General features: G+C 35.9%; 23 protein-coding genes and 1 riboswitch. Of the genes, 19 read left to right on the forward strand and 4 right to left on the reverse strand.

From position 1 onward, the window contains the following. The first annotated feature begins 150 nt into the window (after window positions 1-150). From I5677_RS15525 to I5677_RS15545, 5 genes are all read left to right on the forward strand, one after another. Window positions 151-915: a MerR family transcriptional regulator gene (locus I5677_RS15525; protein WP_197662568.1), complete on the forward strand. Its 765-nt coding sequence runs from the start codon at window positions 151-153 to the stop codon at window positions 913-915. A 348-nt stretch (window positions 916-1,263) separates the two neighbouring features. Continuing rightward, window positions 1,264-1,878 carry a hypothetical protein gene (locus I5677_RS15530; protein WP_197662569.1) on the forward strand — a complete coding sequence of 205 codons (615 nt, stop codon included), beginning with the start codon at window positions 1,264-1,266 and terminating at the stop codon, window positions 1,876-1,878. A gap of 374 nt (window positions 1,879-2,252) precedes the next feature. After that, complete coding sequence (locus tag I5677_RS15535; RefSeq protein WP_197662570.1) at window positions 2,253-2,972, forward strand: ABC transporter ATP-binding protein; 720 nt, start codon at window positions 2,253-2,255, stop codon at window positions 2,970-2,972. Then, window positions 2,965-3,717 carry an ABC transporter permease gene (locus I5677_RS15540; protein ID WP_330617944.1) on the forward strand — a complete coding sequence of 251 codons (753 nt, stop codon included), beginning with the start codon at window positions 2,965-2,967 and terminating at the stop codon, window positions 3,715-3,717. The genes I5677_RS15535 and I5677_RS15540 overlap by 8 nt, the downstream gene beginning before the upstream one ends. Window positions 3,718-3,827: 110 nt before the next feature. Beyond that, a complete protein-coding gene (locus tag I5677_RS15545) occupies window positions 3,828-4,625 on the forward strand; it encodes a MerR family transcriptional regulator (RefSeq protein ID WP_197662571.1) in 798 nt (265 codons plus the stop codon). Between the two features lie 271 nt (window positions 4,626-4,896). Here I5677_RS15545 and I5677_RS15550 read toward each other — a convergent pair whose 3' ends face one another. Further along, a complete protein-coding gene (locus I5677_RS15550; protein ID WP_197662572.1) occupies window positions 4,897-5,358 on the reverse strand; it encodes a hypothetical protein in 462 nt (153 codons plus the stop codon). 216 nt (window positions 5,359-5,574) lie between these two features. After that, window positions 5,575-5,647, forward strand: a riboswitch (Fluoride riboswitch). A 215-nt stretch (window positions 5,648-5,862) separates the two neighbouring features. Here I5677_RS15550 and I5677_RS15555 point away from each other — a divergent pair. From I5677_RS15555 to I5677_RS15585, 7 genes are all read left to right on the forward strand, one after another. Beyond that, a complete protein-coding gene (locus I5677_RS15555) occupies window positions 5,863-7,041 on the forward strand; it encodes a cation:proton antiporter domain-containing protein (protein ID WP_197662573.1) in 1,179 nt (392 codons plus the stop codon). 172 nt (window positions 7,042-7,213) lie between these two features. Beyond that, window positions 7,214-7,924 carry a flavodoxin family protein gene (locus I5677_RS15560; protein WP_197662574.1) on the forward strand — a complete coding sequence of 237 codons (711 nt, stop codon included), beginning with the start codon at window positions 7,214-7,216 and terminating at the stop codon, window positions 7,922-7,924. Window positions 7,925-8,123: 199 nt separating this feature from the next. Beyond that, the gene (locus tag I5677_RS15565) at window positions 8,124-8,294 is read left to right on the forward strand and encodes a hypothetical protein (RefSeq protein ID WP_197662575.1); all 171 of its coding nucleotides are present in this window, start codon (window positions 8,124-8,126) and stop codon (window positions 8,292-8,294) included. Window positions 8,295-8,338: 44 nt separating this feature from the next. Then, window positions 8,339-8,929, forward strand: coding sequence for a GrpB family protein (locus I5677_RS15570; protein ID WP_197662576.1), 591 nt, complete (start codon window positions 8,339-8,341; stop codon window positions 8,927-8,929). Between the two features lie 443 nt (window positions 8,930-9,372). Next, window positions 9,373-10,155, forward strand: a complete 783-nt coding sequence (locus I5677_RS15575) for an ABC transporter substrate-binding protein (RefSeq protein ID WP_197662577.1) — start codon at window positions 9,373-9,375, stop codon at window positions 10,153-10,155. A 74-nt stretch (window positions 10,156-10,229) separates the two neighbouring features. Then, window positions 10,230-10,856 carry an amino acid ABC transporter permease gene (locus tag I5677_RS15580; protein WP_243456627.1) on the forward strand — a complete coding sequence of 209 codons (627 nt, stop codon included), beginning with the start codon at window positions 10,230-10,232 and terminating at the stop codon, window positions 10,854-10,856. 4 nt (window positions 10,857-10,860) lie between these two features. Next, the gene (locus tag I5677_RS15585; RefSeq protein ID WP_197662579.1) at window positions 10,861-11,589 is read left to right on the forward strand and encodes an amino acid ABC transporter ATP-binding protein; all 729 of its coding nucleotides are present in this window, start codon (window positions 10,861-10,863) and stop codon (window positions 11,587-11,589) included. 360 nt (window positions 11,590-11,949) lie between these two features. Here the strand turns inward: I5677_RS15585 and msrA are convergent, their stop codons facing one another. Further along, complete coding sequence (gene msrA / locus I5677_RS15590; protein ID WP_197662580.1) at window positions 11,950-12,471, reverse strand: peptide-methionine (S)-S-oxide reductase MsrA; 522 nt, start codon at window positions 12,469-12,471, stop codon at window positions 11,950-11,952. Window positions 12,472-12,789: 318 nt separating this feature from the next. Between msrA and I5677_RS15595 the strand changes: the two genes are divergently transcribed. The 5 genes from I5677_RS15595 to I5677_RS15615 all read left to right on the forward strand — a co-directional run bounded on the left by I5677_RS15595 (window position 12,790) and on the right by I5677_RS15615 (window position 16,835). After that, window positions 12,790-13,377: a TetR/AcrR family transcriptional regulator gene (locus tag I5677_RS15595; RefSeq protein WP_197662581.1), complete on the forward strand. Its 588-nt coding sequence runs from the start codon at window positions 12,790-12,792 to the stop codon at window positions 13,375-13,377. 146 nt (window positions 13,378-13,523) lie between these two features. Then, the gene (locus tag I5677_RS15600) at window positions 13,524-14,369 is read left to right on the forward strand and encodes an ABC transporter ATP-binding protein (protein WP_197662582.1); all 846 of its coding nucleotides are present in this window, start codon (window positions 13,524-13,526) and stop codon (window positions 14,367-14,369) included. Next, window positions 14,366-15,058: a fluoroquinolone export ABC transporter permease subunit gene (locus tag I5677_RS15605; RefSeq protein ID WP_197662583.1), complete on the forward strand. Its 693-nt coding sequence runs from the start codon at window positions 14,366-14,368 to the stop codon at window positions 15,056-15,058. Before I5677_RS15600 ends, I5677_RS15605 begins: the two co-directional genes overlap by 4 nt. Next, window positions 15,055-15,783: an ABC transporter permease gene (locus I5677_RS15610; RefSeq protein ID WP_197662584.1), complete on the forward strand. Its 729-nt coding sequence runs from the start codon at window positions 15,055-15,057 to the stop codon at window positions 15,781-15,783. The genes I5677_RS15605 and I5677_RS15610 overlap by 4 nt, the downstream gene beginning before the upstream one ends. Before the next feature lie 308 nt (window positions 15,784-16,091). Next, window positions 16,092-16,835: a hypothetical protein gene (locus tag I5677_RS15615; RefSeq protein WP_197662585.1), complete on the forward strand. Its 744-nt coding sequence runs from the start codon at window positions 16,092-16,094 to the stop codon at window positions 16,833-16,835. 27 nt (window positions 16,836-16,862) lie between these two features. On the opposite strand, the gene I5677_RS15620 is transcribed toward I5677_RS15615, so the two are convergent. Then, window positions 16,863-17,045 (reverse strand): PF20097 family protein, encoded by a 183-nt coding sequence (locus tag I5677_RS15620; protein WP_197662586.1) that lies wholly within the window; start codon window positions 17,043-17,045, stop codon window positions 16,863-16,865. A gap of 134 nt (window positions 17,046-17,179) precedes the next feature. Beyond that, window positions 17,180-19,834: a cation-translocating P-type ATPase gene (locus I5677_RS15625; RefSeq protein ID WP_197662587.1), complete on the reverse strand. Its 2,655-nt coding sequence runs from the start codon at window positions 19,832-19,834 to the stop codon at window positions 17,180-17,182. A gap of 635 nt (window positions 19,835-20,469) precedes the next feature. Between I5677_RS15625 and I5677_RS15630 the strand changes: the two genes are divergently transcribed. Together I5677_RS15630 and I5677_RS15635 are read left to right on the forward strand one after the other, a co-directional pair. After that, window positions 20,470-21,411 carry an ABC transporter ATP-binding protein gene (locus tag I5677_RS15630; RefSeq protein WP_197662588.1) on the forward strand — a complete coding sequence of 314 codons (942 nt, stop codon included), beginning with the start codon at window positions 20,470-20,472 and terminating at the stop codon, window positions 21,409-21,411. Then, window positions 21,398-22,729: an ABC transporter permease gene (locus I5677_RS15635; protein WP_197662589.1), complete on the forward strand. Its 1,332-nt coding sequence runs from the start codon at window positions 21,398-21,400 to the stop codon at window positions 22,727-22,729. The genes I5677_RS15630 and I5677_RS15635 overlap by 14 nt, the downstream gene beginning before the upstream one ends. Window positions 22,730-22,738: the final 9 nt, after the last annotated feature.

Genomic DNA, 22,738 nt, shown 5'->3' on the forward strand with positions numbered 1-22,738 from the left:
GTTGTGTGGTAACTCCAATTATAACTGAAAATAGGGGGTCATTGTTTTTTTTATTTTAAAAAGCTCTGTAACCCTTGAAAAATAAAGGGATCAAATAAAAATCAGTGTAAAATACTTTACACTAACTCGAATTGTAAGGAGGAATGATAAATGGAATATACAGTTCAAAAGCTTGGAAATCTTGCGGGGATCAGTACAAGAACGCTTCGGTATTATGATGAAATAGGTATCCTAAAGCCGGCTAGGATAAATTCATCAGGATATCGAATTTATGGTCAGAAGGAAGTAGACCTGTTACAGCAGATTATGTTTTTTCGGGAACTTGGAATAAGCCTTGATGAAATTAAGGGAATTATATTTTCTGCTTCCTATGATAAATCCCAAGCACTCAAAGAACATCATGAAAAACTCCTTGCAAAAAGACAGCAATTAGATCTTTTAATTGCTAATGTTGAAAAGACGATCTTATATCAAGAAGGGAGATTCAAGATGAGTGATAAAGAAAAATTCGAAGGCTTTAAGAAGAGTTTGATTGATGAAAATGAAAAGAAATACGGCAAGGAAATTAGAGAAAAGTATGGAGAGGATAAGGTAAAAGCATCGAATCAGAGGATGATGAACATGACGAAGGAGCAGTACGAAGAATTTGAGATACTGGGAAAAAAGGTCATGGAATCACTGGAGGCTGCATTTGCTACCGGAGATCCCGGCGGTGAGTTGGGTCAAGAAACAGCCGAGCTACATCGTGAATGGTTATCATTTACCTGGGAAAACTATAGCAAAGAAGCACATTTCGGTTTAGCAACAATGTATGTAGAGGATGAGCGATTTAGAGCATTTTATGATAAAGATCAACCCGGAAGGGCAGAATTTTTAAGGGATGCAATTTCAATATATACAGGTATAAAGGCATAAATATATAGTAGAGCTTTTATTTATATCAGAAGAATGCAATCTATTCTATTCGTTTTCTTTCATGATTTCATAACATAATCATTGTATTGATATTAGCTAAAAAATGTAATATAATATAAGCTGTAGTTTTAATAAAACTACAGCTTTTTATAGTTAGTATGAATGTAATGGCGAGAAATGTGAGTAGACGCACATATAGTAAATAAGTTTGATCTAATATCAAGCTTACATGAATGGATACGAACACGCCCAGGAATCATGTTCACACTGTGGATGGTTGATAGGAAAAATTAGCTTATCAATTTTTTTATGAAGATAAATATAAGTTCTAAAGAGTAGGAATATGCTATGAAGAGTATGAAGAGAAGTTCGATTAGAAAAAGAAGAAATAGGATAAAAGAGAATAAAAGTAAAAATGTATATATTGTTTTAACACAAACGCAGACATATCCGGCGAGGGCAATACATCTATATACCAATGAACCCTATGCCCATGCATCCATAGCGTTTGACGAGGATCTTGAAGAGATGTACAGCTTTGCCCGCAGAGGCATATGGAATCCTTTTAATGCCGGATTTATTGAAGAAGATATTAACCATGGGATTTTCGGCAAATTCAGATCTACTACCTGCAGTATCTACCAATTAAAAATCACAGACAAACAATACATAAAATTACGCAATGAAATTGAAGTTTTTAAACAGAATAAAGATGATTACTCCTATAATTTTCTTGGTCTTTTAGCTGCAGCTGTTAATATCCCTGTAAGAATGAAACAGCGATACTTTTGTTCACAATTTGTGGCATATGTATTAGAACGTAGTGATATAAAAATATTTAATAAAAATTATGCTTTGGTAAAACCAAGAGATATACGATTGAATCCGAGACTAAAATCAATTTATCGAGGTAAATTGGCAGAATATCGGTTGACAAAAGAGAAGAGCTTAGTGATTCAATGATATAAATAAAATAAAATAAAAAGTGGCGCTTAATAAATCGATCGTTAATGAGAAGGTGGATTATGGAATTCTCTAAATACACTATTTGGTGAACACTTTCATAGATATGATGTCTGATGAAAACATTTATGTATGAATTAGGCAATCGTAACAGGAAAGTGTATCCAACGGGTGTGTTGGGAATCTCACAATTCACCTTTTTTTGTCAGAAGATAGTGTCATAGCTTTATATAAAACTTATAAAAATATTTAAAATAACCTCTTGACTCTCCTGTTACGGCAGGTTTTATACTGACAAAGTCCTAGGAAGATAATGCCTTGTAAAAGGTGTACCAAACTTAATCAGTAATCATATGGAAGTAGGAGGTAAAAGAATGAATCCGGTTGTAAAAGTTGAAGGATTAAGAAAGCGTTACGGTGATAAGACAGCTGTAGAAGACTTAAATATTGAAATTGCAAAAGGTGAAATATTCGGTTTATTAGGCCACAACGGTGCAGGAAAAACAACTACGATTGAATGCATCCTGGGTACTAAATCAATGAATGCAGGAACAGTAGAAATACTGGGATTGGATCCAAGAAAGCAGCGAAAACAATTATTTGAAAGAGTGGGTGTTCAATTTCAACAATCGAATTACCAGGATAAGATAAAGGTTAAGGAAGTTTGTGAGATTACCCATTCCTTATACAAAAAAGCTGTAGACTTTCGTGAACTATTAGTTACCTTTGGGATGGCTGAATTGGAAAACAGCATGGTTTCCGAATTATCCGGTGGAGAACGGCAAAAGCTTTCTGTTATACAGGCGCTAATTCCGGATCCTGAGCTGGTATTCCTAGATGAATTAACTACCGGACTTGATTCAAAAGCCCGTAGAGAGGTATGGAAGTATCTTTCAAAACTTAAGGAAAAGGGGCTGACTATTTTATTGACTTCCCATTACATGGATGAGGTAAAAGCTTTATGTGACAGAGTCTGTATTTTGAAAAACGGTAAAGTTATTGCAATGGATACGATAGAAGCTTTAACAAAGCAAAGTCCCTATGAGGATTTTGAAGAGGTGTATTTATGGTTAACAGGAGAGGAGGATGAGTAACATGAAAGTGTTTCGAACTTTAGTTAAGACAGAGAGTAAATTGGCTTTACGTAATATGGATAGTATTTTATTTGGGATTTTATTTCCGATGGCCCTTGCACTAATTTTAGGGGTGATTTATGGTGAAAAACCGGCTTTTGAAGGTGCCGGATATACCTTCCTACAACAATCTTTCGGTGCGGTTGCTGCAATTGGGATTTGTGCAACCGGGCTTATGGGAATACCCTTAAGCATAGCAGATTATCGCCATAGAAAAATACTGAAAAGGTTTAAGGTTACACCGGTTAGCCCCGGACTTCTGTTGTTTGTACAGGTAGCGGTGCAATTTGCGATCGCTTTAACATCCTATCTGGCCGTTTATCTGGTATTAAAACTGTTTTTTGGATACAAGATGATTGGTTCTACTTTTTACTTCCTGTTGTCGTACCTACTTGTAGCAATCGCAATTTATGGGATAGGAATGTTATTGGCCAGTATTTCGCCCAATCTGAAAACAGCAAATTTACTTTGTAGCCTGATATATTTTCCGATGTTATTTTTATCGGGAGCAACAGTTCCCTACGAAATTATGCCAAAAGCTCTACAAGGAGCTTCTGATATTATGCCACTAACACAGGGAATAAAGCTACTTAAAGGATTTTCTTTGGGGCTGGATCTTAACAATCTCATGTTTCCCATAATTTTATTATCTGTTTTGGCAATCATTAGTTTTCTGGTATCAATTAAATTCTTTCAGTGGGAATAATAGCACTTGACTCTCCTGTTACAGGAGATGGTACAATAGAACTAACTTAAATTCTATTATACGTTATCAAAATCAAGAACGGACGGAGGGATAATATCTATAAAATCGGAATGTTTTCGAAAATGAATAGGGTAACAGTAAAGGCATTGCGTTATTATGATGAAATCGGACTTTTAAAACCGGCACACATTGATGATTTTACGGGATATCGGTATTATACTTCTGAACAACTGCCAGAATTATATCAGATTCTGGCACTAAGACAGATGGGTTTTACCTTGGATGAGATTGCAAAAGTAAAGACCGGTAAATCAGTACATAATCTGTTACATTTGAAGAAAGAGCAGCTTCTTAAGGAAATAGCAGAGAGCACTATGAAGCTTGCTCAGGTAGAGCATTATCTTAATTTGAATGAAGGAGGTTTTACTATGGATTACAATGTTATTATAAAAGAGTTACCGGAAGTGGTGGTAGCCTCAATGCGTAGAGTTGTAAACAGTTATAACGATTTTTTTGCTGTTATTCCTCCGATGGGAGAAGAGATGGAACGTCTCGGATGTGAGTGTGCAGTTCCTGAGTATTGTTTTAATATCTACCATGATGGTGAATATAAAGAAGAAAATATTGATGTTGAAGTCTGTGAAGCGGTAGTCGAAGCCAAACAGGATAGTGAAATGGTTAAATTTAAAAAGATAGATCGTGTACCGGAAGCTGCTTGTACCCTGCATAAAGGGCCCTATGATACACTACGTAATGCCTATGGCGCTATCTTAAAGTGGATGGAGGACAATGGATATGAGCCTGCAGATAATCCTAGGGAATCCTATATTGACGGAATATGGAATAAAGACACAGAAGAGGATTGGTTAACTGAAATTCAGTTTCCCATTAAAAAGAAAGACATTTAATTTTTTGGATATTCTTATCTAAAAATCTTATTAAAATACAATCAAATATATTGAAATATTATCGATATATTAACAGTGAGTATGGGCTGTTTCATAACATAGTTATACATGATAAGACGGAACTCTGGGTTTATCTTAATAATTAAGTAAACAAAGCAAGGATTTGTACCCCAACGAGTTTGTAAAATGACCCAAATGCTCCGTCTTATTTTAAACCTTCAATTATCAACATTACCATCATTAATAAAATGTAAGATTAAGATAAAAATGTTTATGATTTCGATGGATATGATATGCAAATGGTATATGCAAGGCATTCCGTAGATGCTTTTTTTATTATTTTTAGAGGTTTTTTTGTTCCGGGACTTATTCTTACCAAGACCGGTTTCTCTTGATCCGTAGCCCAGACCAGCATTGGATACAAGTACTTATCATTAATTTTTAACCAGTCGGTATGATTTTTTAGATCACTAAGTGAAACAATATGATACATGTTATTTGAATATGTTTCGCAGCTTAGGCAAGGGTCCGGAGGATATTTCGTCAATTGGTTAAGAAACGTATAGGCTGTACCTTCATCACTGATATAGATATTACCGGACATAATGTTTCTAAGTTCACCGGCTATCGGAGGTTCATCATCAGATACCGGATGTGGGCACTTTTTACACCTTTTAAAACAACAGGAATGCATGATAACTTCCTTTTTGTGATGTATCTGAAATACTTTCATAATATCAGTCCTTTCTATGTTGTATAGTATAAAATATGAGTATTTGTAGAAATAAGTTCTTGTAATGGTTAGATAATATGTTATAATAGCATCAGATTAGCTGATTTATCATTTAACAAGTTATAATAATGTCGAATTATACGATAAAAGAGACTACATAAATTTCTATTACAAATGAATATTTCTAACATATCATATTAATAGTATATGAAATATGTATAAAATGGGAATGAGGATCTCCCTTGGTACGCCTAAACTGCTAAATTTAGCTGATGACTTCTGTGTATTACACAGAAATTATCAGCGTTTTTTATGATAAAGAAATTTTATCCGAATTTCCTTTATCATAAAAAACCTTCCAGGCAGGATAAACATTGACGCGTAAATTTTGTCGGCTGTACCGACCGCGCTCGGTACGAGAATTTGCCAAGGCAAACTCTTTGTTCTTGAATAGGAAATTGCGTTCTAAATAGTAAAAAATAAGAACATTACGGAGGTTAAATTATGCTGACCAGTTTAGCACTGATTTTATTAGTAGGATTATTATTGGGATCAATATTCAATAAATTGAAGCTTCCCGGTTTACTTGGAATGCTTATTACAGGGATTATGTTAAGTCCCCATGCATTCAATCTTTTGGATCAAAAGATTTTGACCGTGTCCTCTGATCTGCGGCAATTGGCTTTAGTCATTATTCTAACAAGAGCCGGTTTGTCCCTAGATATTAAAGATTTAATTAAGGTTGGTAGACCGGCAGTACTTATGAGTTTTCTCCCTGCCACTTTGGAGATATTAGCTGTGATAATAATTGCACCCAAATTATTGGAGGTTACCATGATAGAAGCGGCCATCATGGGGTCTGTTATAGCTGCTGTATCGCCGGCTGTAATCGTACCAAGGATGATTAAACTGATAGAAGAGGGGTATGGAAAACGAAAAAGTATACCCGGATTAATACTGGCCTCTGCATCGGTTGATGATGTTTATGTAATTGTCTTATTTAGTTCGTTTATTTCTCTAGCCACAGGTGATATTGTTACTTATGGTAAATTCATTCAGATACCGGTAGCGATTATACTTGGTGTAATCATAGGTATTATCACCGGTCTATTTTTATCAATGTTATTTAAGAAGCTTCATATGAGAGATTCAGCAAAGGTTGTTATGGTACTTGGGGTATCCTTCCTGTTAATAGAACTCGAAAACCAATTAAATGGTGTCCTTCCGATATCTGGATTACTGGCAATTATGAGTATGGGAATTACCTTATATAAAGCTTATCATATTCTGGCAAAGCGGTTAGCTTTAAAATATAATAAGTTATGGGTGGCGGCAGAGATTATTCTCTTTGTACTCGTTGGGGCAACACTGGATTTAAAGTATGCAATAGCAGCAGGAACTATGTCATTGTTGGTCATAGTAGTTGCACTATTGTTTCGAATGTTGGGGGTATATCTATGCCTTATAAATACGACCTTTACCTGGAAGGAGAGACTTTTTTGCATGCTATCTTATATACCGAAAGCAACCGTTCAGGCGGCAATCGGTGCAATTCCACTTTCCATGGGATTAGCCTGTGGACAAAAGGTAGTAACAGTTGCAGTGTTATCAATTGTACTAACTGCTCCCTTAGGAGCACTTGGTATCGATCATACGTATAAAAAACTACTGGATAAGGAATAAATAGCCAATAAGTACTGGTTACACTTTATTGAAATACAGTTATAATGTATTATAGTAAGAAATCGTTTTCATAAGACCGAAAGATATAATTAGTATGTTACCAAGGATGATATGTATGAAATTCTTTAAAAAAGATGATATGTAGAATACAAATTACAGGAGGGACGTACGAATGAAGATAACTGTAATCAATGGGAATACCAGACACGGTAATACCTGGAGTTGTATGAAACTGTTTCTTAAGGAATTATCTAATTACGATGAAACAGAGATAAAAGAATATTATTTACCTAAGGATATGCCCTATTTTTGCATAGGTTGTTACTCCTGTTTTTCACTGGGAGAAAACTCCTGTCCTCACCATGAAGTGGTTAGTCCGATCGTCAATTCAATCATAGAGGCAGATCTGATTATAATGACTTCACCTGTTTATAGTTTGGATGTCTCAGGACACCTAAAAGCTTTGCTGGATCATTTATGCTTTCTATGGATCAGCCATAGGCCAATTCCAGCCATGTTTCATAAAGCGTCACTGGCCATCGTAACAACAGCCGGAGTAGGTCTTGGTCATACGGTTAAAACGATGACAAATAGTCTTAGTTTTTGGGGAGTAAAGAGAATATTTACATACAAAGCGGTGATACCCGTAAGCAGTTGGGAACAAATGTCGGAACAAAAAAGATATAAGATGGGAAAGAAAATCAGAAAAAAAGCAGGAAAAATTGCCAGAAGCATAAAAAAAATGGATCATTTACATTATCCGATGATAAGAAAAATGTTATTTTATATGATGAGAAATATGATGAAATCTAATACATGGAATCCCTTTGAACGAAATTATTGGGAGAAACAAGGATGGCTGGGAAAAAAGCGTCCATTTTAATTAATAGAGGCAATTCTTACCTTGATGACTATATAATATAGATATAAGAGAAACCTGAAGGAAAACTAGTGGCTCGTACTATGTTTGTATCATGGTAGTAATTAAAGTAAAGTAGAAAATGATATTAAGATGCCAATAAAATGATGTTAAGTGATCGAAGTATTTATAATAAAAATTTAATTCCGGAGGTTATCGCTGTATGACGAATAAGAACTGGAAGAAGAGACTGAGAATAAATTTGATTGTCCTGGGTGTCATTATTCTCTTAATATTATTAGCTATATTATCTTCCGGAAAACAACTGGATGCTTGGAATAAAGATGGCACTGAGGAATATTTTTCTTTTACCTTGGATTATATGAATGAATAACGATAAGGTAAGTTTTATAGTCATGAAGTAACGGAGGAGAACATATGGGTAGCAAGCTAGAAGAAATGAGTCTTTCACAACTGGGAGAGCTTTTTCCGATTATCATTAGTGATCATGAGCCAATCTGGAAGAAGCGGTATCAGACTGAAGTTATAGCCCTGAATAATATAATCGGTCAGGAAAATATAATTAGGATTAATCATTATGGAAGTACTTCCATACCAGGCTTAAAAGCGAAACCAACGATTGATATTCTCCTTGAAATTGATAACAATACAGATTTAGAACAATTAATTGCTTCCATAAAATCAATTGGATACCATTATAGTCACCAGCCAAGTAATCCGCCTCCTCATATGATGTTTATGAAAGGTTATACGGAACATGGCTTTGAAGGGCAGGCCTATCATCTTCATGTTCGTTACTTTGGAGACTGGGATGAACTATACTTTCGTGAGTATCTTCTTCAGTATCCTGAAGTAGCAAAAGAATATGAAAATCTTAAATTAAAATTGATGGAACAACATAGGAATGACAGAGAGGCATATACCAGAGGAAAGACTGATTTTATAAAAGAAGCTACGAAAAAAGCCAGGGAGGAAATAGGAAACCGATACGCTATCCCTCTTTCCTAATCCATGGAAAAGGGTTGACAGATACCCAGATAACAGTTATTATAATAAAGGATTGGAAATTTTTTTCCAAATATCAGAAGTACGAAGGATATATCATGAAGTAGATAATATGAGTAGCGGATTAATAAGCTTTCTTACGTATTTGTAAATCAAAATGTGGAAGGAAGTAAATTAATCAAACAATGCGAAAATATGATTGAAAAATGAAATGTCATAGAACTGGGGTCGGTTTAGGATCAAATGGTCATGAACTATACTATGAAAGTGGTATAAAGTGAGCCTTGTAAGGTGAAGCTTAGGCACTCTAACTCTATATTTATAGAGTTAGGGTGCATTTTTTTATCTCGGTTCTGGAAACATATGGATAATGTAAAAAGGAGGAGATATTCGCTATAAAAGAAACATTATTTTGATAACTATTGTTGAAAATTAAGGAGGAATTTATGTTTAAGAAATTGATAGCAGTTACATTAATTATGACATTAATGATTGCGGCAACAGCCTGTGGTAAGAAGGATATGACAACCTTTGATAAAATTAAAGATAAGAAAGAAGTCACCTTTGCCATGTCAGGAGCTTATCCACCATTTAATTACATAGACGAAGACGGTGAAGTAACCGGATTTGATATAGAGATTGCCAATGCAATTGCGGATAAGATGGGAGTAAAAGCGGTTCCGATTACCACAGCTTGGGATGGTATCATCGGTGGACTTAAGGGTAACCGATTTGATATGATTATCGGTAGTATGGCTATTACAGAAGATAGATTAAAAGAGGTTAATTTCTCTGACCCTTATTATTATGACGGCGCTCAATTCTTCGCGAAAACCGATTCCGGACTGAATAGTATTGAAGATTTGGATAATGGTAAAGTCGGAGTTGTAACAGGAACTACATTCCATGAATATCTGGAAGGCCTGGATAATATTGATGAAATTCTTCAGTTTGAAAGTGATGTAGACAACATGAAGAGTGTAGAGCAAGGAAGAATTGATGGTTTAGTAACCGGTAAATTTGTAGGTCTTATGGGTCCAGAAAAATATGGCGTAGAGATAGAACCGGTTGGTAGTCTTTTATATGCTGAAGATATAGCAATCGCGATTCGTAAGGAAGATACAAAGCTTCTGGAAGAAGTTAATAAAGCATTGAAGGCAATTATAGAAGACGGAACCTATGAAGAAATCAGCAACAGATACTTTGGACAGAATATATTAGAGAAATAGGTAACGGAAGTGATGGTGAATAGATGACATTTTTTGAAGGAATACAGCAATTTTTTACGGCATTATTTAAGTTTATGCCAAAATTTCTACCGGGGGTAGGCAATACCTTATTATTATCTGTATTATCCATTTTGTTAGGTACTGTAATCGGACTTTTTGCAGTTATGTTGCGGTTATCTAAGAAGAAACCCTTGGTTATGATATCGAATTTTTATATAACTATCATCAGAGGAACGCCGCTTTTGTTACAGCTTTATTTTATATTTTTTGGATTGCCGGATATGGGAATTATGATTGATCGTTTTCCCTCTGCAGTTTTAGGTCTGGCGATACATAGTGGTGCTTATATTAGTGAAATATTTCGCGGTTCCATAGAATCAATCGATTACGGTCAAAGAGAAGCGGCAAAAGCTCTTGGTATGACTAATTTTCAAGCAATGAAAAGAATTATACTGCCACAGGCTTTTAAAAGATCGGTACCGGCCCTTGGTAATCAGTTTATCATATCAATCAAGGATTCTTCTCTTGCCAGTGTTATTACCATTACTGAGACGATACTATTGGCAAGACAGTTTGCAGCTGCAACCTTTAACGTATTCCCGATTTACACGTTGGCAGGTGCATATTATCTGTTGATTACTTTAGGACTTTCCAAGGTACTTAATAAAGTTGAACTGAGATTGAAGGTAAATGAGAGGTGAGTGTATGATACAAATTAGAAACCTGCATAAATATTTCGGTGAACTGGAGGTCTTAAAGGGAGTCGATGTTAATATCGAGGAAGGCGAAGTTGTTTGCATCATCGGAGCCAGCGGCTCCGGTAAAAGTACCCTGCTTCGATGTCTAAACTTTCTAGAAACGAAGGATAAAGGCGAAATCTATGTGGATGGTAAACTAATCGAAAAAAAATGTCGCCAAGACGTCATTGATTTAAGAAAAAAAGTTGGTATGGTATTTCAACGTTTTAATCTGTTTCCTCATATGACAGTCATACAAAATGTTATGGAGGGTCCAATTACAGTTAGAAAGATGCCGAAAGAGGAGGCACAGGAGTTAGCTATGGAATTGCTTGCAAAAGTTGGATTAGAGGATAAGAAAGACCAATATCCTGCTATGTTATCCGGCGGACAGCAACAGAGAGTTGCAATTGCCAGAACCCTGGCAATGCAGCCGAAGGTGGTTCTGTTTGACGAACCTACCTCAGCCCTAGATCCTGAGCTAGTGGGTGAAGTTTTAACCGTTATGAAAGAACTGGCAAAAGAGGGTATGACCATGGCAGTTGTAACCCATGAGATGGGATTTGCCAAGGAAGTATCCGACCGCGTGATTTTTCTACACGAAGGAGTCATAACGGAAGAAGGAACACCGGAGGATATCTTTGAGCATCCAAAGAACGAGAGACTTCAAGGCTTCTTAAGTAAAATTCTCGTGTAAATTATCATGATAATATCTTTTTAATATTTTTTTTTAATAGAGATTGTTCTGATGATATAATTAATCAATTAAAACAGGACTGAAATGGGTTCCCACACACACTCGTTGGAGTACACCTTCATGATTCGTATGCTTGATTCGTACATAAATGTTCGTATCAAGCATACGAATCAAAGAATGTGTTCTCCAAATAGTGTATTAAGGGAATCCCATGTCAGTCCTTTTCCTTTGGTATTAATGTATATATCATCAGAACAATCTCTTTTTACGCTATATAACTTAGATGCTACGTTTTATCATATTTAAGAAGCTTTACATCTTATATGAATGGTAGAATAAATTGTATGAGTTAATGGGTTTTTATTCTTTCGCAAGCTTTGCTTGTTCGAATTTCTCTTTTCCGATATGGCAATAGCCGTTTGGATTCTTATCCAGGTATTTTTGGTGGTATTCTTCAGCTAAGTAATAATTCTTTAGAGGTAACACCTCGATAGCAATCGGTTTTTCATATTTTTTTTGTAACTCCGATATTGAGTTACGGATGACATCTAAGTCTTTTGTATCCACATAATAGATTCCGGTCCGGTATTGTGTTCCGGTATCGCCACCTTGACGGTTCAAGGAGGTAGGATCTATTACATCATAATATAAAGTCAGTATAAATTCCAAACGAATCTGTGTTGGATCATAGAAAACCCGAACTGTCTCAGCATGTCCTGTATTATTATGACATACTTCTTGGTATGTGGGATTTTCAGTATTTCCATTCGCATAGCCCACGTCAGTTTTCACAATTCCATGTATTTCGGATAGATACTTCTCGGTTCCCCAAAAGCATCCACCGGCTAGATATATTTCTTTTAAGTTATTAGTTTGGCTCATATTATGCACCCTCTCTGTATTGATAGTTTCATATTATAATGTTTTCCATTAAAATTCAATTAGTTTATTATTTTATATATCCTATTAATTTATAACCACATACCATGTTTAGCTTATTAAAAAATTAAATTCAATATTTAATATATATGGGCTTTGTTAACGGCTAATAATAATCTAAATGCTTTTTCTCCTATGTTATAGCTGTTTTCCGAGTGTTTTATAACTGTTTTCGAAGTTATTATTGACATTAAACAACCATAATCATATAATGACTAAAAACACAAAAACAGTCAAATAGTTATTAAAGAGGTGATTAATTTGCCGAAGAAATTTACTGAAGCAGAGAAGGAATACATTGTAAAGCGCTTGAAAGAAGAAGCGATGAAATGCCTAGTCACATACGGGGTAAAGAAAACGACGGTAGATGAGCTGGTGAAGCGGGTCAATATTCCCAAAGGAACATTTTATCTGTTTTATCCTTCCAAAGAGCTACTATTGTATGACGCAATCAATGATTTGCACGAAGAAATGCATGAGCAGTTTTTAAATGAAATATCTAAATTTAAGAATGGTTTTCATGCAGAGGATTTGGCAGAGTTATTATTTCGACTGTATAAACAGTTTGATGAAACAGGGCTTATGCCGATTGTCATGAATGGAGATCTGGATTACTTAATAAGGAAACTGCCGGAGGATGTGGTGAAAGAACATTTATCCTACGATGATTTCAGTGTAAAACAACTTTTTTCCTTTCTTTCTTTGGAGGAAAAGGATATCACTTTAATCAGCGGTGGATTAAGGGCTGTGTTTCTAACATTATTATTTAAGAGAGAGATAGGAGAACAGATTTATGACGACGTAATCCGTATGATGATAAAGGGTATTGTTCTTCAATTTCTGGATTAAGCTGTATTAATCGACTCGCAGATGTCAATATATGATCCAAAATTAGAAGGATTAAGTGATTTTGATTTATCAAATTTGATTATACGATTTTTGATTAATTATACGAATAAATATTTCATTACTTTATAATTGTGGAGGAATTAGATATGATTAAAGTTGAAAATCTCGAATTCAGCTATACGAAAAAGCCATTTATCAAGGACATTAACTTCGAGGTGAAAAAGGGGGAAATCTTTGGTTTTTTAGGGCCATCCGGTGCGGGTAAAAGTACACTGCAAAAGATTTTAACAGGTCTGATTACGAATTATTCGGGAAGTGCTATTGTAAATCATACAGAAAGTAAAAATCATGACGACAGATTCTATGAAAATATCGGATTGGATTTTGAATTTCCCAGCTTGTATGAAAAACTTACGGCCAGACAAAATCTTAAATTCTTTGGTTCACTCTATAATAAAAAACTTAGAGATACGGAGGAATTGTTTCATAAGGTAGGCCTTGGGTATGATATGGATAAGAAGGTATTCGAATATTCCAAGGGAATGAAGTCCAGGTTGAATTTTATCAAGGCATTGTTACATGATCCTGATATTTTGTTTTTAGATGAACCTACCTCCGGATTGGATCCTTCTAACAGCAGAGATATGAAAAATATTATTCTTGAGGAGAAGCATAAGGGAAAGACAATTATTTTAACAACCCATAATATGAACGATGCAGCTGAACTTTGTGACCGGGTAGCCTTTATAGTTGACGGTAGGGTGAAAGCCCTGGATACTCCGCATAATCTGATTATGAGTAAGGGCGCTACCAAGCTAAAGTATTCTTATTATGATAAGAAGGAAATAATTCGCCAATGTCCCTTGAATAAGACAGTGGAGGATAGTAAGCTTTTAGATTTAATACAACAGAATAAGCTTTTATCCATCCATAGCAGTGAACCAACCTTAAATGATATCTTTATCGAAGTGACGGGGAGAGGATTGCAATGAGAACAAGATTAAGAAGTTTAATAATTGGCGATATCCAATTTCAATTTAAATATGGATTTTATTTTGTATATACTGTTTTTACGTTTTTTTATATCTGCTTACTCTTTGCCTTCCCTGCTACAATTCGGGAGAAAGCAGCTATTCTTATGATATACAGTGATCCGGCTGCCATGGGACTCTTTTTTATGGGTTCCATTGTATTGTTTGAGAAGAGTCAGAGAGTACTCAATTCCATTGCAGTATCTCCGGTTAAGGTATCCGAATATATTCTATCCAAGGTGGTATCTCTCGGTTTGATCGGAACAGTAGTGGGAGTATTGATCGCTTTCGCAGCCGGTAACAGAAATATTATCCTTGTAATAATTGCAACCTTTATGGGATCTGTGATATTTTCCTTATTTGGCTTGATGATTGCTTCTAAGATTCAGACTTTAAATCAGTTTATGGTTGCTACCATACCATTTGAGATACTTTGTTTGGTTCCTTCGATCTTTTATCTGTTCGGATACCAAAAGCCGTTTATGCTGTTGCATCCCGGCATCATCGTAATCCGTATGATGGAAGGAAAGAACATAGAAAATATCGCATTCGAGTTATTGATGTTAGGTATATGGATTTTAATGATCTATATGGTTACTTATAGGATTGTAAAGAAGATGTTTCAGAGTGTGGGAGGTGTGAAGCTATGATGGTATCAAAAAAAGCATTGCTGAATTCTTTTAAACAATTTATGGTACAGATTTATAAGGATGCCATGCTGATTTTATTATGCATTGCACCATTACTTGCCGGATCTGTCTTTAAGTTTGGTATTCCTTTTGCTCAGGAGTTAATTTATGAATACTTTGGATTAACGAAACTTTTTGTTCCATATTATTTACTGTTTGATTTATTACTTGGTAGCCTGACACCTTTGTTATATTGCTTTGCAGCCGCTTATGTGGTACTTGGTGAAATTGATGATGGTATATCCGGATATCTATCGGTTACCCCTCTTGGAAAAAGAGGATATTTAATATCCAGACTGGGTTTTCCTGCAGTGATATCATTCGTAGTATCTATAGTTTTGATGATGGTATTTTCCTTAAGCGATTTCGCGTTGCCATATATTGTAGGTATTGCACTTTCTTCTAACCTACTTGGTATCATCGAAGCCTTACTGGTAGTATCCCTATCAAGCAATCGGGTGGAGGGCATGGCGGTATCCAAGCTTACGGGCCTTTTCTTTCTGGGATTGCCGGTGCCGTTCTTTGTTGAGGGAAGTATTCAATACCTGGTGTTTTTCCTACCCTCCTTCTGGCTGGCTAAATTTGCGATTGAAAAAGAACTGCTTTTCTTACTGACAGGAGTATTGGTATCCTTAGTTTGGATCTTTATGCTGAATAAAAAATTCAATCGAAAAATTAATAAATAATGGAATAGACAGACAAGATTTTGTGTTTTGACTTTTATGATCATATGTATCAAAAAGCCAGATGAAACTATATGTAAATTATGTAAAATATAAGTAATCGATACAGAGGGCATTATAGAGATAAAAATGATTAAAAGTCAGAAGCAGTCAGATGCGTACGGGGAGGATTTAAGATGTTCTTTCAAAGGGTTATATCTTGGATAAGAAAAATACCAAAGATAAAGTTTTTCTTTTGGTTGATTTACTTATCTTCAATTTTTGTTATAACATGTATCATCATAATATCTAAAACATTTCATAACCCAAAAATGGATACTACTTTTGAGGATAGTAGCGTTAATCTAATACAAAATCAGGATGATGGGTTACGAGATATTCCTGAAAAGGACGATCAAAAAAATATTGGCCTAATTACAGACAGTACGATAGCAATTAGTGAGCTCTTAAACCTTTTTGAACAAATACCTTGGAGGAATGATAGTAGCTTGAATTCAGGGGATCCATCGGCTGAGAAAATAATTGTTAGCTCACCGGATGCAAAATATGATGCAGAGACTTATGGGGTTAATACTAATATTACAGCCGGAGGCATGTTCCCGGTTGAGAAGATACGTATCCGAGAAATAAGTACGAATAAAGTACTATGGGAGATGCCGGGTTATTATAGTAATCGTTTTTTATGGTCCTCAGACAGCCGCTACGTAGCAGTATCCGGTACTACAAGAATAAGTGGCGAGATAATTATCGTTGATACTGTAGATTTCTTATCAATTCCGGTTCCGGTTCCGGAGGAGTTGAGTAATAATATGCGTGAGTTTCGTCCTGACCCGTATTTTAGTGCACACAAATGGATTGATAATGATAGCTTGCTCATTACATTCGAATACACGGGAACGGATGAACTTATTTATAACGGAAGTTACATTTATCATTTACCTTCTAGAGAGGTATCAAATCTGGATTTCTCGGAATTACATGAAGTGATATATCTGAGTTTAAGATTCCTAAATGGTTCAATAAATAAATTATTAGGATTAAACATTTTTGTTTAAATCAATAATAATCTTACTACATGCTGGTCAATAAAAAGCTTCTTTACTTGCTGATTGGATAAGAAAATATTTAGCTATTAATAAACCATTTTTCGCGATAGAATGTTTTGTATGACCTTTTCGAGTTTCTCCATCTGGAGACCAACTTAAAGTGTCATATACATCAATTGCTCCTAGTTTCATTTGTGATTTATAATAGGGACATTCCATTTCTTTCACCTCCCGATATAATAAAGTAATAGCTAGGCTATGTTTTAGTTACAACGCCACACAACCGGATGATTAGTTGTGTGGCGTTTTTCTTTAGAGTTTGCATAAGTTATATGTTATATTGTACGTACTTATTATTTCTTTTTCATTCTCAGAACCATCTTAATGATTTCATTCACCACTAAAGGTATCAGAGCAAATCCAAAGACGATTCCCCAATCCTGTAAGCTTAGATTGTGTACCTGGAAGGCTCCGGCTAGGAAAGGAACCGAGATAACGACCAGCTGAAGGAATAATCCCAAAGCGATTGCGAGAATTAATAACTTATTCTTTAATAATCCAACACTAAGGATGGACTTGATACTATGACGCATGGACAGGGAATAGAAAAGCTGGGAGGCCGCAATTACAACGAAGGACATCGTTCTTGCATAGGTCATTACCTCCTTTGGTATATCAGGATCGCTGATACGATAGCCATGTTCCCATATTCCGTAGTAAAAAGCTAACAAGGTGATGATACCAATCAGTACGCCGCCAAGGATTGCTCTAATACCGGCTCCTCCGGCAAAGAAGCTTTCTTTTGGACTTCTGGGTTTTTGTTTCATAACATCCTTATCACCGGGGTCAACACCCAAAGAGATCGCCGGTAGTGAGTCGGTTACCAGATTAATCCACAGGATCTGTGTCGGCAACAGCGGAATCGGCCAGGAAAATAGGATGGAAACTAATATAGTTACTACCTCACCTAAATTACAGGAGAGTAAGAAGATTACCGCTTTTTTAATATTGTTATAGATATTTCTGCCTTCCTCGATTGCCTTTACTATGGTAGTGAAATTATCGTCGGTCAATATCATATCACTGGCACCCTTGGAAACATCGGTACCGGTAATACCCATAGCAACACCAATATCTGCATATTTTAATGAAGGAGCATCGTTAACGCCGTCTCCGGTCATGGAAACGATATTACCCTGAGCCTTAAAAGCCCTTACGATTTTTACCTTATGTTCCGGTGAGACTCTGGCAAATACCCGGTAATTATTAATGTTATCACTAAAAGCCTTTTCGTCCATGGCATCGATTTCAGCTCCGGTAAGACTCTGTTCTATAGAATCCGCAATACCCAGTTCCTTAGCGATAGCAACAGCCGTATTTTTATGGTCACCGGTAATCATAATCGGAGTAATACCGGCGCTTTTGGCTTCTGCAATTGAGGCTTTAACCTCGAGTCTTGGAGGATCAATCATACCCACCAATCCAATCAAAGTGAGGTCTTTTTCCATCTCTTCGGGCTCTAACATTTGCTCTGTATCTTTAAAGGCAGCACCCAATACCCTCAAAGCAGAATCGGACATTTCCTCGGTTGTTTTAAGGAAATCCTCTTTTAACTGTTCAGTTAAAGGAACAATTCTCCCATCTACCAAGGCAGTGCTGGCTATTTTTAATATACTATCAATAGCCCCCTTCGTATGAACGCGATAGCCATTGCCTTCCTTATTAAGTGTGGACATAAGTTTACGATCGGAATCAAAAGGGAATTCGGACACTCTTTCATGCTTTTCATTCAAAGCTTCCTTCGTTAAGTTGTATTTATCTCCAAGAGCAATTAGAGCGATCTCGGTAGGATCTCCGGTTCCCTGACCTTCTTCATAAGTGGCATCATTACAAAGAACAAGGGACTTTATTAACTCTGCTTCATCTTCATTCGCAGTAAGATTACTTGCTGTCTGAGCTACATCGGATAAGACACCTTGAGTATAATGTTTTACTACGGTCATCTTATTCTGGGTCAAAGTTCCGGTTTTATCGGAACAGATGATATTTACCGAACCTAAGGTTTCTACCGATGGTAGTTTTTTCACGATAGCATTAATTTTAGACATTCTGGTTACGCCTAGGGCCAGTACGATAGCAACAATAGCAGCCAGACCCTCCGGTATAGCAGCTACCGCTAAGCTGATGGCGGTTAAAAACATATCCATCAAATCTCTTTTTTGAATAAAGGCGATAGCAAAAATCAATATACAGACACCGATTGCTAGAAAGCCTAGTATTTTACCTAATTCTTCAAGTCTTTTTTGGAGAGGTGTCATCTCTGTATGGTCCTCATCAAGTATTTTAGCTATCTTACCTATCTCCGTATCCATTGCCGTTGCCACTACGACGCCTTCTCCTCTACCATAAGTAGTAAGAGTGGACATAAAAGCCATATTTACTTTATCGCCAATCGGTGTTTTTGGATCTGTAAGTAAGGATGTTGCATTTTTCTCACTGGGTACAGATTCACCGGTCAGGGCGGATTCTTCAATCTGAAGGTTGGCACTTTCTATTAATCTTAAATCGGCAGGAACATACCTTCCGGCATCCAGTATCACTATGTCACCGGGAACAACTTCTTCTGAATTGATTTCAACAGTTTCACCATCCCGTCTTACTAAGGATTTCGGGGTGGTCATTTTCTGTAATGCTTCAACTGCCTTCTCGGCCTTATATTCCTGGGCTACACCGATGATTGCATTCAGAAAAACTACCATAAGGATAATAACCGCATCGGTATATTCCTCAATCACGATAGTAATCACTGCAGCACCCAGTAATACATAAATCAACATATCCTTTAGCTGTGAAAGGAATAAGGAGATTAAACTCTTTTTCGGCTTTCCCTTTAACTTATTCCTTCCGTATTGCTCAAGTCGCTTTTTAGCTTCTTCTTCACTCAGCCCTGTGGCCGGACTGACCTGTAATTCTTTGAATACATCTTCTTGTGACTTTGAAAACCACATAGTAACACCTCTTTCATAGTTTCTGCCGGCATATACTGCCTTTAATATGAATTATTCCTTATAAAGTGAATGCATTATATTTGATTTATAAGGCAACGGATTGATTATACCATAATATGGGTAATTTGGCATTAAAATTATATTAAATCTGCTAAATGAACCGTGAGATAGAAATTACCATACACTCGGTAATATAGATAGGTATATGATAAAAATTTCAGTGAAAAGAGTATTTTTTATATTCAAAATAGTATTTCTATTGAATAATAAGGCTATTTCTAAATAGTGATTGGAGGTATTTTTAATTATAGTATTTTATTTGATGCAAATTAATGGTATAATTGTTATGTTTATGTCAATGTTCCTGTATTTGGATTAGTAAATCTAAATTGTACATATACATAAGCTAATCCGCAGCTGATTATATCAGTAGAACGGATAAGAGCTGATAAATTGACAAGTCGATAACACATCGATAAATCGCTTAACATATCGATAAGTAGAAAACATCAGTTATCGGATAATACATTATTAAACTTATATCACATTAAAAGGAAAACATATCAGATTACAGAGATATAGCAGCTATGTTGATATCACACAGACTTTTGATATGGAGTAGAAAGAGGGGTAATATGTCTTTAAGTGTACAGAATTTAACGAAAAAGTATGGAGATAAGGTTGTTGTTGATAACTTAAGCTTTGAGATCAACCAACCTGGTGTTTATGCACTTTTAGGAACCAACGGCGCCGGTAAGACGACATCAATACGTATCATATTAGGTATGCTGGCTAATAATGGCGGTAAGGTTTTATGGAAAGGAAAGCCGCTTGATCCTGTTAAGTCGAACGTTGGTTATCTGGCAGAGGAAAGGGGTCTATATCCGAAATATTCATTACTTGATCAGTTGATGTATTTCGCAAAGCTTCGTAATGTTCCTAAAAAAACAGCTATGGACCGTATTAAATATTGGGCTGAGCGTTTGGCGGTGGAGGAGTATATATTTCCTCCTAAAGTAAAAGGAAAGAGAACATCAAAAGCGAATCGTGCAGATCAATTATCCAAGGGTAACCAACAAAAGATACAGCTGATGGCAGCCTTAATATCGGATCCTGAATTGCTTATTCTGGATGAGCCACTCAGTGGTCTTGACCCGATTAATACCGATTTGTTTAAATCCATTATCCGGGAAGAGATTGCAAGAAATAAATATCTGATTATGTCCAGCCATCAGATGCCGACAATAGAGGAATTCTGTTCAGATATTACAATCTTAAACCGTGGTAAAGCTGTCTTACAGGGTAATCTGAATGAAGTGAAAAAGAGTTACGGTCGTATCAATTTATTCGTAAAGAGTGATGTAGATATAGCATCCTATATCTCATCCTTTGATTTGACTATTGTCAATAAAACTCCCAGTGAATATCATCTGAGAGTTAAGGATGAAAAACAGGCTATGGAGTTTTTAGCAAAACTGATAAACGATCAAATTCCGGTGGTTAAGTTTGAACTTCGTGAACCGTCACTTCATGAAATCTTTGTAGAAAAGGTGGGGGTTGTACATGAAGAAAAGTAGTATTAGCGGTTGGAAGAATGTCTATATCTTTACTCTAATACAGACGTTAAAGAATAAGGCTTTCATCATCACCTACCTTTTACTCATAATATTGATGATGGTTTCTATGCCGATTATTAGTATGATTACTTCTTCCGAACGTCAAGAATTTGATGAGCCAATTCCGGTAAAAAAGGTTTATGTTAACAATGAAACCAGCTTTCCGGATATGGATTTTACAGGGGTACACTCAGATGATAGATTAAGTCACATTTCCTTTGAAACGATGAAGGAAGCATATGATACGGTAGCAGACAGAATTGAAAAGAAGGAACAAGAATCTGTTATCTTAACACTTACTGAAAAGGAAGGCATGTATGCATTGAACTTACTTAATGCAAATGAGAGTCCGATTAAGGACATCCATATGCAGCTTCTGGGAGAGACAATTGCCAAAGAGTTTGATATTTATAAAATTAATGTTCTTGGAATTAAGCAAGAACAACTTGCTATGCTACATGCAGAGGTTGAAACGAAGGTTACGCTAACTGATGTTAACGGTGCTCCTATCCTTGAAGAAGATACATCCATAACGAATAGTGAGTACTGGTTTATCTATGGTATTCTTATAGTTATATTATTTGTTAATAGTTTTGCCAGCGGTCAGATAGCTACTTCCATTGTAACTGAGAAATCAACAAGAGTTGTTGAATATCTATTAACTTCAGTAAAGCCGCTAGCAATAATAATCGGTAAGATTTTAGCAATGTTATCCGCAGTTTTATTACAAATGATATCAATGGTAGTCATACTGTATGCTTCCAATAAGATATCTACCGTTTTATCCGGAGATACCAAAGAGAGTGTACTTTCTCGTTATCTTCCGGAAAATATCTTTCAGAATTTAAATCTGATGAATATTATAGTTTGCTTTGTATTAATTCTGCTTGGATTGATTTTCTATGGTACCTTAGCCGCCCTTACAGGGGCTACTATCAGTAAACTGGAGGAGATTAGTGAAGGACTGACATTATTTACAGTAACCAATATCGTTGGTGCTTATCTTGGACTTGGTGCTGCAAATGTATTGATGGCAAGCGGAGTGAATGGTTTTGTTACCTTTACGTTTTTATTTCCGCTTTCAGCGCCTTTTTTATTGCCGGGTGCAATTCTAACCGGAAAGGTTAGTCTGGGTCTGGCAGTCGGTGCAATTGCATTGCAGATAATATTTATTATATTGCTCTTTTGGTTTGTTGCAAAGGTTTATGAAACTCTCATTCTTCATACGGGGAATAAGATTAAGGTAAAGGAATTGATAAAACTTTCAAAGACAGTATAAGATTATTAA

The organism is Mobilitalea sibirica (genome assembly GCF_015999265.1).
Taxonomy (GTDB): domain Bacteria; phylum Bacillota; class Clostridia; order Lachnospirales; family Lachnospiraceae; genus Mobilitalea; species Mobilitalea sibirica.